Origin of the sequence: Neobacillus soli NBRC 102451 (genome assembly GCF_001591665.1) — a bacterium.
Classification (GTDB): domain Bacteria; phylum Bacillota; class Bacilli; order Bacillales; family Cytobacillaceae; genus Neobacillus; species Neobacillus soli.
In genome coordinates this window covers 22339-35094 of the sequence record NZ_BCVI01000007.1, presented here as the reverse complement: position 1 = coordinate 35094, position 12756 = coordinate 22339, and the positions used below count along the sequence as shown (strand labels likewise).

At 40.2% G+C, this 12756-nt stretch carries 13 protein-coding genes and 1 other annotated feature; of the genes, 10 read left to right on the top strand and 3 right to left on the bottom strand.

The genetic code is table 11. From position 1 onward, the window contains the following. Window positions 1–72 precede the first annotated feature (72 nt). Both BSO02S_RS04130 and BSO02S_RS04125 read left to right on the top strand, forming a co-directional pair. The gene (locus BSO02S_RS04130; RefSeq protein ID WP_066062917.1) at window positions 73–1260 is read left to right on the top strand and encodes a M20 family metallopeptidase; all 1188 of its coding nucleotides are present in this window, start codon (window positions 73–75) and stop codon (window positions 1258–1260) included. 27 nt (window positions 1261–1287) lie between these two features. Continuing rightward, window positions 1288–2478, top strand: a complete 1191-nt coding sequence (locus tag BSO02S_RS04125) for an amidohydrolase (RefSeq protein WP_066062914.1) — start codon at window positions 1288–1290, stop codon at window positions 2476–2478. Window positions 2479–2535: 57 nt separating this feature from the next. On the opposite strand, the gene BSO02S_RS04120 is transcribed toward BSO02S_RS04125, so the two are convergent. Continuing rightward, window positions 2536–3057: a cupin domain-containing protein gene (locus tag BSO02S_RS04120; protein WP_066062911.1), complete on the bottom strand. Its 522-nt coding sequence runs from the start codon at window positions 3055–3057 to the stop codon at window positions 2536–2538. Window positions 3058–3315: 258 nt separating this feature from the next. Here BSO02S_RS04120 and BSO02S_RS04115 point away from each other — a divergent pair, with 258 nt between their 5' ends. The 3 genes from BSO02S_RS04115 (at window position 3316) to BSO02S_RS04105 (ending at window position 6568) form a co-directional block, all read left to right on the top strand. Further along, complete coding sequence (locus tag BSO02S_RS04115; protein ID WP_066062907.1) at window positions 3316–3780, top strand: GNAT family N-acetyltransferase; 465 nt, start codon at window positions 3316–3318, stop codon at window positions 3778–3780. 219 nt (window positions 3781–3999) lie between these two features. Next, window positions 4000–4249: a binding site (T-box leader), on the top strand. Window positions 4250–4323: 74 nt separating this feature from the next. Beyond that, window positions 4324–5589 carry a threonine ammonia-lyase IlvA gene (gene ilvA / locus BSO02S_RS04110; RefSeq protein WP_066062904.1) on the top strand — a complete coding sequence of 422 codons (1266 nt, stop codon included), beginning with the start codon at window positions 4324–4326 and terminating at the stop codon, window positions 5587–5589. A 259-nt stretch (window positions 5590–5848) separates the two neighbouring features. Next, entirely contained in the window at window positions 5849–6568 is a 720-nt protein-coding gene (locus BSO02S_RS04105; protein ID WP_066062902.1) for a YebC/PmpR family DNA-binding transcriptional regulator, read from the top strand. Window positions 6569–6656: 88 nt separating this feature from the next. Here the strand turns inward: BSO02S_RS04105 and BSO02S_RS04100 are convergent, their stop codons facing one another. Next, window positions 6657–7193, bottom strand: a complete 537-nt coding sequence (locus BSO02S_RS04100; protein ID WP_066062899.1) for a GbsR/MarR family transcriptional regulator — start codon at window positions 7191–7193, stop codon at window positions 6657–6659. A gap of 255 nt (window positions 7194–7448) precedes the next feature. Between BSO02S_RS04100 and BSO02S_RS04095 the strand changes: the two genes are divergently transcribed. Genes BSO02S_RS04095 through BSO02S_RS04085 form a run of 3 tightly spaced genes read left to right on the top strand, consistent with a single transcriptional unit; the run spans window position 7449 to window position 10446 of the window. Beyond that, complete coding sequence (locus BSO02S_RS04095; RefSeq protein WP_066062896.1) at window positions 7449–8735, top strand: quaternary amine ABC transporter ATP-binding protein; 1287 nt, start codon at window positions 7449–7451, stop codon at window positions 8733–8735. Continuing rightward, entirely contained in the window at window positions 8705–9556 is an 852-nt protein-coding gene (locus BSO02S_RS04090; protein WP_066062894.1) for an ABC transporter permease, read from the top strand. The genes BSO02S_RS04095 and BSO02S_RS04090 overlap by 31 nt, the downstream gene beginning before the upstream one ends. Then, a complete protein-coding gene (locus BSO02S_RS04085) occupies window positions 9556–10446 on the top strand; it encodes a glycine betaine ABC transporter substrate-binding protein (protein ID WP_066062891.1) in 891 nt (296 codons plus the stop codon). Before BSO02S_RS04090 ends, BSO02S_RS04085 begins: the two co-directional genes overlap by 1 nt. A 120-nt stretch (window positions 10447–10566) precedes the next feature. On the opposite strand, the gene BSO02S_RS04080 is transcribed toward BSO02S_RS04085, so the two are convergent. Beyond that, window positions 10567–11478 carry an EamA family transporter gene (locus tag BSO02S_RS04080; protein ID WP_235846864.1) on the bottom strand — a complete coding sequence of 304 codons (912 nt, stop codon included), beginning with the start codon at window positions 11476–11478 and terminating at the stop codon, window positions 10567–10569. 192 nt (window positions 11479–11670) lie between these two features. Between BSO02S_RS04080 and BSO02S_RS04075 the strand changes: the two genes are divergently transcribed. Together BSO02S_RS04075 and BSO02S_RS04070 are read left to right on the top strand one after the other, a co-directional pair. After that, complete coding sequence (locus BSO02S_RS04075; RefSeq protein ID WP_066062888.1) at window positions 11671–12057, top strand: DnaJ family domain-containing protein; 387 nt, start codon at window positions 11671–11673, stop codon at window positions 12055–12057. A gap of 178 nt (window positions 12058–12235) precedes the next feature. Then, complete coding sequence (locus BSO02S_RS04070; RefSeq protein WP_066062885.1) at window positions 12236–12670, top strand: SMI1/KNR4 family protein; 435 nt, start codon at window positions 12236–12238, stop codon at window positions 12668–12670. Window positions 12671–12756: the final 86 nt, after the last annotated feature.

Below are 12756 nucleotides of genomic sequence, written 5' to 3'. Positions count from 1 at the left end.
GTGGAAGTTGTCAATAAGTGCTTGCTAATAGCAGCACTTATGATAGAAGTTCGATGCTTGGGAGGCATTACGATGCGAAATCAATTAATGGAAATGTTAGAAGCACGAAAAGAGGAAATGATTCAGATTCGTCGTTATTTACATGAACATCCTGAATTGTCCTTTAAAGAAGAAAAAACAGCGCAATATATTGCTGATTTTTACAATGGTAAGGATGTCGAGGTCCAAAGAAATGTGGGTAATGGTAACGGGTTGATCGTGACGATACAAGGTGGAAAGCCAGGAAAAACGATAGCGCTTCGCGCCGATTTTGATGCGTTGCCTATTGTTGAAGAAACTGATGTGCCATTCAAATCGAAAAATGAAGGTGTTATGCACGCTTGCGGTCATGATGCCCATACAGCCTACTTACTGATTCTTGCGGATTGTCTAATCCAATTGAAATCCTCACTTGCAGGTACCATTAAAATTATTCATCAGCACGCTGAGGAGGCACCTCCTGGGGGTGCAAAAAGTATTGTTGAATCCGGAGTACTTGATAATGTCGATCACATTTTTGGCATTCATATTTTTCCAACACATCCAGCAGGGTATGTTGGATATCACAGTGGGTATTCACTTGCCGGAAGATCGTTTTTTAAATTGGGAATCCAAGGTGTGGGCGGTCATGGTTCCTCGCCACATTTGGCCAATGATGCAATTGTCGCCGCTTCCTATTTTGTCACGGCTGTTCAAACAGTCATCAGCCGCCGAATCAATCCGTTTGAACATGGTGTTATTACCATTGGCTCTTTCGACGGAAAAGGGACCTTCAATGTGATTAAAGATCGAGTGGAGCTTGAAGGTGATGTGCGCTACATGACGGTTGAAACACAGCAGTTAATTGCGAACGAAATACATCGGATTGTCAAGGGAATTGAAGTGGAATTTGATGTTCAATGCGAGCTTTCCTATACGGCTGATTATCCGCCATTATACAATGATCCGAAAGTTACAGCTGATGTCGTTGCAAGTCTAAAGAGCATGAATGATCCGGATATTAAGGAAGTTGGTGAATACCCAATGCTTTCCGGTTCTGAAGATTTTGCTTACTATCTTAAAAAAATACCTGGCTGTTTCTTTTTCATTGGCTGTAAACCAAAAGGGGGAGAAACTGCTTATTTCAATCATCATCCCAAATTTGATATTGATGAAGATTGTCTCCTTGTTGCAGCTAAATCTGTTGGACAGATCGTTTGTAGCTATTATGGGTTGAAGTAGTTTTTTTTAGAAAGGATGGTCATAACTATGAAAAAAAAACAATTAATGGAAATGTTAGAAGCGCGTAAAGAAGAAATGGTTGAAATTCGCCGCTATTTACATGAACACCCGGAGTTGTCTTTTAAAGAAGAGAAAACGGCTCAATATATCATCGATTTTTATCAAGGCAAGGATGTTGAAATTCAAACGGATGTTGGAAATGGCTTTGGAATTGTTGTGACAATCAATGGAGGAAAACCGGGGAAAACGATTGCTTTACGTGCTGATTTCGATGCCCTTCCTATTTTGGAAGAAACGGATCTTCCATATAAATCGAAGACCGAAGGGGTCATGCATGCGTGTGGTCATGATGGACATACCGCCTATTTATTAGTTCTTGCAGATTGTCTCATTCAATTAAAGGATTCTTTGCCTGGTACGATAAAAATTATTCACCAACATGCTGAAGAGGTACCGCCGGGTGGAGCAAAAAGTATTGTCGAGTCAGGCCTTCTTGATGATGTGGAAAATATTTTTGGTATTCACCTATTGCCATTGAATCCAGCGGGAAATGTAGGTTATCATAGCGGCTTTTCCTTTGCAGGCAGATCCTTCTTTAAATTAACCGTTCAAGGTATCGGAGGGCATGGATCATCCCCTCATTTAGCGAACGATTCCATTGTCGCCGCCGCTCATTTTGTCACAGCCATTCAGACTGTCGTCAGCCGCCGCTTAAATCCGTTTGATATGGGGGTTATTACGATTGGCTCCTTTGACGGAAAAGGAACCTTCAATGTCATTAAAGACAAGGTTGAGCTTGAAGGGGATATACGTTATATGTCACCTGAAGCAAAAAAAATAATTGAAACAGAAGTTCACCGAATTGCCAAAGGGGTTGAAGTGGAATTCGGGGTTCAATGTGAGCTTTCCTATGAGTCTGATTATCCACCACTATACAACGACCCAAGTATGACAGCTTTAGTAAAGGAAAGTTTAGAAAGTGCCAATCAACCAGAAATACAGGAAGTCGAGGAGTATCCCATGATGTCGCCATCCGATGACTTTGCCTACTATTTAGAAAAAATCCCCGGCTGCTACTTCTACATCGGCTGTACGCCAAAAGGGGTAGAAAAGCCATATTTCAACCATCATCCGAAATTCGATATCGACGAAGATGCCCTAATCGTCGCAGCAAAATCAGTCGGCTGTGTCGTTTGCGGGTACTATGGTTTAGAATAAAAACTCAGGTGTCAGGCACCATGTGAATTTCCACATGGTGCCTGACACCTTTTTCTCTTAATTTGGTAATTTTTTGTAGGTTAATTTTATGATGATTTCCTCGTGCTGCGGGTATTTGTGTAAAAGTTCGTCCTGTGTAAACAATTCAAAGTCTTGGAATTCAAATCCTGGGGACACCATGCAGCCAACTAAAGAGTAGGTGTCTTTCTCCATAACCGACGACCCGAAGATGGAATTCTTCGGTACTAGTGCTTGTGGAACTTCACCGTTTACTAAATTCATGCCTAACTTCATTTCCTCGTATTCACCATTTTCATGAATAATATGGACGGTTAATGGGCTGCCACCATGGAAATACCACAATTCATCCGATTTCAATCGATGAAAATGGGAAATATCATCTGATGTTAATAGAAAATAAATGCTGGTATAAAGGCGTCTCTGTCCCTTAAAATTCACACTTACCTCACTGTCGGAAATTTGTTCCTTAGAGCCATATGTACTTTTGTAATATCCGCCTTCCGGATGTGGAATAAGCCCAAGAGTAGTAATTAATGATTGTATTTCCTTTTTGTTCATGGCAAAAATCCTTTCACTTAATCAGTAATTGTTATTTGGAGTAGGAAGAAAAATCCCTTCTTATCATACGTCACCTAATTAGATTAATCAAAGATGGAAGATGTGATATTTATAGTTTACTATAAATGTTTTATGTTAACTGACTAAGATCTCAGCGGTTCATTAATAGTTTCCAGATTTTACTCATTATTTTTTTCATCCTTTCATTTACAGCGTTCGGTTCATATACTGATTGAAATGTAATTTCGAGGTGAGATAATGGATTTTAAAATCACAAAGACAAAAATGATTGAAGCGGAAACCTTGTTGAAAATCCAAAAAGAGGCATTTCAAGCCGATTTGAAAAAGTATAAGGATTATGACACAAGTCCTGCTGCTGAACCATTAGAATTTTTTAAGTATAAAATCAACCATTCTTTTCATTACACGATATTTATTGGCGGGAAAATTGCCGGCGGGATCTGTATCGTAAAAATAAAGGAAACCCATTACCGTTTGTTTCGAATTTTTCTTAGCGCCAATATTCAAAATCGAGGTTTAGGCAGCAAAATCCTTACTCAATTAGAAAGGAAATTCCCACATGTCAAGGAGTGGAGTTTAGACACTCCAAAGGATAATGTTCGAAATCGCCATTTTTACGAAAAATTAGGCTATAAAAAAATTGGGGAACAAAAAGTGAATGAACGACTTGTCCTTATTGAATACGTAAAAAAGATTACCTAATATCTTTGTAGAGAGAATGGAAAACCACTCCAATTTGGGTGGTTTTTACAAGTTGTTTACTTGAACTCGGGGCTCTTTTTCTCATTTTGGTCAATGAACGGACGTGGTGTCAGGCACCATATTTAATGTAAGCGCTTTATAATTAACAAAATAGTTAAAATAGTCAAAAAACATTGACGTTCCACTTTCCCCGTGTTACCCTTATTTTTATAAATTAAACAAGAATCTATGACGAGAAGAGTAGGGTATCCCTTGTTGCACAGAGAGTCGACGGTTGCTGAAAGTCGATGACAGGAATATCTGAAAATCATCTCTGAGATGTATAGCTGAACAGTACAGGTAAGCTATACCGGAAAAGTCCGCCGTTACAATGGAACACGTACAGTAAATGGTACGTTGATCGAGAGCCGCAGTTTCTATTTTAAAATTGCGGAAGTAGGGTGGTATCGCGAGCTAACTCGTCCCTATTCCTTATGGGGCGGGTTTTTTGTTGTTTAAAATTTATGTTTTTTATGGAAAACAAAATAATTGGAGGGAATTAAGATGAATCAACAGGTCGATAAAAAAGCGGTAAACGTGGAGGATATTATCATTGCCAGCCACACCATTAAGGAGGTCATATCGCCAACTCCCCTTCAATACAATCACATCTTGTCAGAACGTTATGGCTGTCATGTCTATTTAAAGCGGGAAGATTTGCAGAGTGTTCGCTCATTTAAAATTCGCGGTGCTTACAATCGCATCAAAAAATTAAACGAAGAAGAGCTGGAGAATGGAATTATTTGTGCAAGTGCCGGAAACCATGCGCAAGGTGTCGCCTATTCCTGCCACCTTTTAAACATCAATGGAAAAATTTTCATGCCTAACACAACACCAAAGCAAAAAGTGAATCAAGTTAAATTTTGGGGCAAGGAGAATGTAGAGATTGTTTTAACAGGAGACACATTTGACGATGCCTATGAAAAAGCACGGGCATGCAGTCAAGAAGAAAATCGGACATTTATCCACCCTTTTGATGATCCCGATGTGATTGCCGGTCAAGGGACAGTTGCCGTAGAACTCCTCAATGACTGCCCTGAAAAAATCGATTATCTGTTTGCGGCTATCGGCGGCGGCGGACTTCTTTCTGGAGTAGGTACTTATTTACGGCACTATTCACCAACAACGCAATTAATTGGCGTCGAGCCTCAAGGTGCAGCAGGTATGAAGGAATCAATTTTAAAAGGAGCAGTGACATCGCTGCAGCAAATTGACCCGTTCGTTGATGGTGCCGCAGTAAAAACGGTCGGCACAATGACCTTTGATATCTGTAAGGAGATTGTTGATGATATTTTAGTCGTTCCGGAAGGAAAAGTTTGTACCACCCTTTTGAGTCTTTACAATGAAAATGCCATTGTCGTCGAACCGACTGGAGCATTATCCATTGCAGCCTTGGATACATATGCCGATGAAATAAGAGGAAAAACGGTGGTCTGTATCGTCAGCGGCGGCAATAATGATATAGGTCGGATGCAGGAAATTAAAGAGCGCTCGAAACTTTATGAAGGACTGCAGCATTATTTTATTGTTCAGTTCCCGCAGCGTCCAGGCGCCCTACGTGAGTTTTTAGACGATGTACTCGGGCCAAATGACGATATCAGCCACTTTGAATATACGAAAAAGAATAATCGAGAAACCGGACCAGCCCTAGTGGGGATTGAACTAAAGGATAAAGAGGATTATTCCCCATTGATTGAACGGATAAAGAAGAAGGGTTTTGTATACCGGGAAGTGAATAATGATAGCACTTTGTTTCAAATGCTCGTATAAATCGAAATATTTTGAGGACGAACGCTAATGGTTTCGTCCTCTTGTTCTTGATATTTCATGATTTTTCTTCATTACTATGAAAATACATCAGGACAACTATCTTTTTCACTTAACAAATGATTCAATTAAGGTATAATATTATACGTAAATGAAAGCAACGTATCGACCACATAATTATTATAATAAAAAATGTTGACGGATCAGCGTATTTCATTATAATAATTTTGTGACGATTCAAAGTGGAAAGAGAGTGTTGATAATGGGCCGGAAGTGGAACAATATTAAGGAAAAGAAAGCGTCAAAGGATGCAAATACGAGTCGTATCTATGCGAAATTTGGAGTGGAAATCTATGTAGCTGCTAAGCAGGGTGAACCAGACCCAGTATCAAATGGAGCCTTAAAATTCGTACTTGAGCGCGCAAAAACCTACAATGTCCCGAAACACATTATTGACCGTGCAATCGAAAAGGCTAAAGGCGGATCAGAAGAAAGCTATGTTGAACTACGTTATGAAGGATTCGGACCAAATGGATCGATGGTGATCGTTGATGCCCTTACCAATAACGTGAATCGTACGGCCTCAGATGTGCGTGCTGCCTTCGGCAAAAATGGCGGGAACATGGGAGTAAGTGGATCCGTAGCCTATATGTTTGATGCTACGGCTGTCATCGGTGTGGAAGGAAAAACAGCAGACGAAGTCCTTGAACTATTAATGGAAGCAGATGTAGACGTACGTGACATTATAGAAGAGGAAGAATCGGTCATTGTTTATGCGGAACCGGATCAGTTCCATGCCGTCCAAGAAGCATTCAATAATGCAGGCATTACTGAATTTACAGTTGCTGAACTAACCATGCTTGCACAAAATGACATCACACTTCCTGAAGACGGACAAGCTAAATTTGAAAAAATGATTGATGTATTAGAAGATTTAGAAGATGTCCAGCAAGTGTACCACAACGTGGATTTAGGTGAATAAATACGAAAGCAGACCTTCCTTGAAAGGTCTGCTTTCATTTTTTTATTGGTGGTGTCAGGCACCATAACCTTCACTAGCTCTTACTGACCTACTTAGTACTCTTTGGAATATACTGAAAAATTTCTCCTGTTTCAAAACTATCTACCAGCCGATTTAGCCATTTGTAATAGTCGATGGCGGATGTAAGTTTTTCAATATCTAGCTTCGCTTCCGCTTTGACCATATGATTCACATTTTCATCATCTAAAAGCATTTGTAATTCATAGAGAGATTTCTCCATTGCCGTCATATTAATGGTTACTCCTGTTCTCCATTTGATTGTAAAAAAATCTGCAAAGGTTTGATACCAATCAGGCTCAGCTTGATATAGATCTTTCCTGACACCCTTTTTCCAAACCTTCCCCACCATTTTTAAATCAACCAAATTGCGGACAGAGGTACTCATACTCGTCTTGCTCATTCCGAGCTCTTCTTTCATTTCATCTAGTGTCAAAGGACTTTCTTGGAAATACAACGCCCCATATAAGCGGCCTATGGATTCCGTAACCCCATATAAATTCATATTTTTAGAAATGGCATCTATCACTCGTTCACGGGCTTTTTCTAACTGTTGTTCACCATTCATTTTGCTATCACACCTATCTTGTAAATGTGTCCTTTATAAGATTATCATGTTTTTTATAAAAGTAAAGGAGGCACATGGGTAGGATTCGGAAGCATTTGCGAGCAATTTTATGAATATTGTGCGTTCGCTACGTACAGTTTTTTCTGTACAAAGTTTACGGCTGAATATGCCCAATTACCAACATTGCCCACTTCATCCAATACAAACTACAATAGGGGAGTCCTGCCTAAACGGAAAAACTATTGAGGTGAATAAATGAATAACGAGTATAAAATTAAGGTTAAAAACGTAACAAAAATCTTTGGAAAATCAAAAAAAGCAATTCAACTTCTATCGGAAGGAGAAAGTAAGCAGGTAATTCTGAAGAAAACAGGGGCAACGGTTGGTGTAAGTCAAGTTAACTTTGAAGTTAAGGCCGGTGAAATTTTCGTGATTATGGGCTTATCGGGAAGTGGAAAGTCAACCTTAGTCCGCTTGCTGAATCGTCTAATTGAACCGACTGCTGGTGAAGTGTTCATTGACGGTATGGATGTTGTCAAAATGAATAAAGAGCAGCTAAGGAATGTCCGCCGCAAAAAGATAAGCATGGTTTTCCAAAAATTCGCTCTGCTCCCACATCGAACCATCCTGGAAAATGTAGAGTATGGTTTAGAGGTACAAGGGATTCCAAAAGAAACACGCAAGAATAAAGCGATGGGGGCCTTAAACCTTGTCGGACTTGAAGGCTATGAACATCAATATCCCCAGCAATTAAGTGGAGGGATGCAGCAAAGAGTAGGGCTGGCAAGGGCTTTGGCTAATGACTCCGATATTTTACTCATGGATGAAGCCTTCAGCGCTTTGGACCCATTAATCCGAAAAGATATGCAGGATGAGTTACTTGATCTTCAGTCTACGATGCAAAAAACGATTGTATTTATTACCCATGATTTAGATGAAGCCCTCCGAATTGGCGATCGAATTGCCTTGATGAAAGATGGCGTGATTGTCCAAATTGGAACTCCTGAAGAGATTCTAATGAATCCTTCAAACGACTATGTTGAGAGATTCGTAGAGGATGTGGACTTATCCAAGGTTTTAACTGCCGGGCATGTGATGAAACGGGCTGAGGCCGTCTCAGTCGATAAGGGCCCAAGGGTTGCTCTTCAAATGATGAGAGAGCTAGGAATTTCGAGTATTTATGTCGTTGATAAAAAGAAAACCTTGCTCGGGGCTATCACGGCTTCAGAGGCAAAAGAGGCCCTCGATCGTAATGAGGGATTAGCGGCAATTTTACAAGCGGATGTTACGACCGTTAGACCGGATACTTTTTTAACCGATTTATTTGAAAAAGTTTCAACAGCCGCCATTCCGGTAGCTGTCGTGGATGAAAATAATAGATTAAAAGGAATTCTCGTAAGGGGAGCTGTAATTGGGGCATTGGCGGGTAACAATGATGCTATAAACCATTTAGGTGGAATGGCAAACGCCGAGGTCGCTGCGGCCCAGCCAAACAGGGAGGTGAAAATCACATGGAACAATGGTTCCCAAAAATACCAATAGCCGATTGGATGGATGCATTTGTCAATTGGCTTACGGTTAACTTAGAAGCTGCTTTTGATGGAGTAACAACTGTTTTAGAGACTTTAGTTGAAGGAATGGTCGCTGGATTTAGCTATATTCCCATCTATGTATTTATTATTCTATTCACTCTGCTTGCCTGGAAGGTGGCGAATAAGGGTATTGCACTTTTTACCTTAATTGGTTTATTTTTGGTTGCAAATCTTGGTTACTGGGAGCCTATGCTTGAGACGCTTGCGCTCGTATTAGCTGCAGTCTTTATATCGATTGTATTAGGAATTCCAATGGGAATCTGGGCTTCACAGAAGCAGACGGTTAAGCAAATCGTCGTGCCGATTTTAGATTTCATGCAAACCATGCCTGCCTTTGTTTACTTAATTCCTGCGATTTTCTTTTTTAATATTGGCGTTGTCCCAGGGGTTGTGGCGTCTGTTATTTTTTCAATGCCACCAACGATTCGCTTAACGATTCTCGGAATCCAGCAAGTACCTGCAGATATTATTGAAGCCACTGAAGCCTTTGGTTCGACCACTAGTCAACGTTTGCTAAAGGTGCAATTACCACTTGCGATGCCTACAATAATGGCTGGTATCAATCAAAGCATCATGCTCGCCCTTTCGATGGTTGTGATCGCATCGATGGTCGGTGCACCTGGTCTTGGGGCCGATGTGTATCGGGCTGTTACGCAAATACAAATTGGTAAAGGCTTTGAGGCAGGACTGGCCATTGTAGTAATAGCGATTATTCTTGATCGAATTACCCAAAACTTTGGAAAAAGAAAAAAACAAGGGGGAACTGCTTAATGATGAAAAAATGGATGTTCATTTTATTGGCAGCATTACTGACAATAGGGCTAGCGGCATGCGGCTCAGATAAAACAAGTAATAGTAAAGAAAAAGGAAATTCTGTCGGTGAAAGTGTTGACTATAAAATCATCGGGATTGATCCTGGCGCTGGACTGATGAAGGCCTCCGCTAAAGTCGTTGAGGAATATGATTTAAAGGATTGGACACTTGTCGAAGGATCGAGTGCAGCGATGACGGCAGCACTAAAAAAAGCGTATGAAAAGAAAAAACCTGTTATTGTTACTGGATGGACTCCCCATTGGATGTTCGCGAAATTTGATTTGAAATACTTAGAAGATCCGAAAGGCGTTTACGGAAAGGATGAAAACATTCATACGATTGCTAGGAATGGCTTAAAGGATGATCTTCCTGATGCATATAAAGTTTTTGAACAATTTGTTTGGACCCCCGATGATATGGGCGTTGTCATGAATAGTATCGTAAATGGAGAAGACCCTAAAGAGGCTGCAGCTAAGTGGGTCAATGAAAATGCTGAAAAGATTGCTAAATGGACGGACGGAGCTAAGAAAGTATCTGGTGACAAGATCAAGATTGGTTATGTCGCCTGGGATAGCGAAATTGCCAGTTCGAATGTAATCGGTAAAGTGTTAACCGACTTAGGCTATAAAGTAACCCTTGTTCAAATAGAAGCAGGCCCGATGTGGACAGGAGTTGCTGACGGCAGCTTAGATGCATCCGTTGCAGCTTGGTTACCTTCAACCCATGAGGACTACTACAAAAAATATAAAGGTAAATTTGAAGATTTAGGTGCGAACCTGGAAGGAACAAAACTTGGCCTAGTAGTACCGGCCTATATGGATATTGATTCGATTGAAGATTTGAAATAATAGCCTCAAGAAAATGGATGGTGCCAGTGGCACCATCCATTTTCTTAAGTACATGAAAAGGGGCTATGTGAGCGAAACGGCGATTGAATCGGTGTCAGGCACCATCAATTTTTGGGATGATCACCGTTTCACGGCCGATAAAATAAAGATGGTGGCAATAATTGCAAAGGAACCAATCCATTCCGCGGGGCCAAAGGAAACATGGAGCCAGGCAACGGCTAAAAAGGCGGCTGATAACGGCTCAACACAAGCGAGGAGACTCGCTTCAGATGCCCGAATGTATTTCATGCTTTCCATATAACAAAAAAAGGCAATCAAGGTACCAAATATAACAACAAACACAACTGCTAAAAAAGACGTTACGCTCCAATACCCCTGAAACTGCCAGGGCGGATGAATCAAGCTAAAGCCAATTCCGCCAATCGTCATCCCCCAGCCAACAGTTAGCAGTGACCCCCATTTAGACAGTAAAACACCTGGATAGAGGGTATAAAAAGCGAGCGCAAAAGCAGAAAGAATTCCCCAGATAAAGGCTGGGCCTGAAATAGAAAGAGAATGGATATTTCCCTTCGTTACAAGTAAAAATGTTCCGAAAAGTGCGAAGGCAATTGCAATCACTTCGTGTTTTGCAGGCCAAAATTTCGCCCGGAAACACAAATAACAGGCGATAATTACTGGTGCCAGGTATTGTAAGACAGTTGCCGTGGCGGCATTTCCGTGTTCGATGGCGGCGAAATATGTATATTGAACACCAAACATACCAACAATCCCAAAAATGATAAGACGTACAACATCCTGTTTATTTTTCCAAATGCTCCAAATGTTTTGTTTCCCTATTGTATGTGAAAACAATAATAAACCAATTCCTGAGAAAATCAGCCGGGTAACAACCAGCCAGTTTGTACTGAAGCCTTGTTGATGAAATAAGTATTGGGCCACCGTTCCGGAAACTCCCCAAAAAGTAGCCGCGATCAGCACTAAAATAATTCCTTTTGTCCTTTGGAAGGACATGACTGCACCTTGCGAATTCAATTACATCCCTCCAAAACGAAACAATCCCAAAATCTTAAAATATGAATATAACCAAGATTATAACACTATTTTGTTAGTTGGTTTTGAAGTTATTTTTAAAATAAATAGGGATTTGCTTATTTTGAAGGAATTTGAATGACAATAAGAGAATAAGGAAACCAAAAGGGTGAACATGAGAGGAGATGACTATTGATGGCTGAAAAGAAAGATGGTCATGTGAATTGGATGGATCAAGTTTCGAGTGATTACAATTTAGATGAGGAAATGAAAAAACACCCGGGATTCGGCAAACCACTGCCATCCCGGATACTTTCAGGTGATTCCTATTCCAGTTTCGTCAATACAGCCCGGGAAGCAGGATACTTGCCACCATTTGCAGCTTTGCAAAAGGAGATAAAACAAGAACTTGCTAAGGCATCAAAATTAAAAGAAGAAGCTACTAAGGAAACGGAGTTAAATAGATTGATAGATGAAATTAATAAGAAAATCCAGCAGTACAACACGTGCTGCCCGCCAATGATGCAGCGGGGCAGGATTAGTCTTAAGGGAATTGAACAGCAATGTAAAATTTGGGAATAAGGTGTTGTTATCGTTAGTACAGGGGAATTAATTGATAGGAAGGGTACTCATGGTTGCTATTGCTTTATTATCGCTGTGCTAGCAAAGTGTTTTGAGTTTGCTAGTAATACATACGAATGAATTTTCTTCGAGTAGCTAACCTAAAAAATTCAATAAATAATAGAGAGGTTGAAATTCTATGTGGATGAATTTTATTAATAAAATCTCACCAGACTACTATTTTAAAAACCCCGCTACAAAATCGGAACTAAATGAAATCAAAGAACAGCTTAACGTTGAGCTTCCCATTGATTTGATTAACCTCTTTAGTGAAACGAACGGGGTATTCGATGAATTTAACAGCCCGCTAATATGGTCGACTAAACAAATCATCAGAGACAACTTATCGCTGAGAAAGGATAGGGATTTCAAAGATTTGTATATGCCTTTTGATCATTTACTGTTCTTTTCTGATGCTGGAAATGGGGATTTATTCGGTTTGGCGATATTAAATGGGGTCATTCAAAAAGAGGATGTATTTGTTTGGGACCATGAATGTGATAGTCGCAGGTGGATTGCGTCTTCGTTAGAGGATTTTATTGAGGGATGGGTTACATCTAGAATTGGTGTTTAGGAAGCTAGTTTCATTTTACAATTCATCTCTTCGCTTTTTCCCTTTAAAGTATGTTAATATTCTCGGTAATACCGATAGGGAAAGGA

What these genes read in the sequence shown, in the direction of transcription:
- BSO02S_RS04120 (WP_066062911.1), bottom strand. Translation starts at nt 3,057, where the DNA reads ATGAACAAAAAGGAAATACAATCATTAATTACTACTCTTGGGCTTATT.
- BSO02S_RS04105 (WP_066062902.1), top strand. Translation starts at nt 5,849, where the DNA reads ATGGGCCGGAAGTGGAACAATATTAAGGAAAAGAAAGCGTCAAAGGAT.
- BSO02S_RS04070 (WP_066062885.1), top strand. Translation starts at nt 12,236, where the DNA reads ATGTGGATGAATTTTATTAATAAAATCTCACCAGACTACTATTTTAAA.
- BSO02S_RS04090 (WP_066062894.1), top strand. Translation starts at nt 8,705, where the DNA reads ATGGAACAATGGTTCCCAAAAATACCAATAGCCGATTGGATGGATGCA.
- ilvA (WP_066062904.1), top strand. Translation starts at nt 4,324, where the DNA reads ATGAATCAACAGGTCGATAAAAAAGCGGTAAACGTGGAGGATATTATC.
- BSO02S_RS04100 (WP_066062899.1), bottom strand. Translation starts at nt 7,193, where the DNA reads ATGAATGGTGAACAACAGTTAGAAAAAGCCCGTGAACGAGTGATAGAT.
- BSO02S_RS04115 (WP_066062907.1), top strand. Translation starts at nt 3,316, where the DNA reads ATGGATTTTAAAATCACAAAGACAAAAATGATTGAAGCGGAAACCTTG.
- BSO02S_RS04095 (WP_066062896.1), top strand. Translation starts at nt 7,449, where the DNA reads ATGAATAACGAGTATAAAATTAAGGTTAAAAACGTAACAAAAATCTTT.
- BSO02S_RS04125 (WP_066062914.1), top strand. Translation starts at nt 1,288, where the DNA reads ATGAAAAAAAAACAATTAATGGAAATGTTAGAAGCGCGTAAAGAAGAA.
- BSO02S_RS04075 (WP_066062888.1), top strand. Translation starts at nt 11,671, where the DNA reads ATGGCTGAAAAGAAAGATGGTCATGTGAATTGGATGGATCAAGTTTCG.
- BSO02S_RS04085 (WP_066062891.1), top strand. Translation starts at nt 9,556, where the DNA reads ATGATGAAAAAATGGATGTTCATTTTATTGGCAGCATTACTGACAATA.
- BSO02S_RS04130 (WP_066062917.1), top strand. Translation starts at nt 73, where the DNA reads ATGCGAAATCAATTAATGGAAATGTTAGAAGCACGAAAAGAGGAAATG.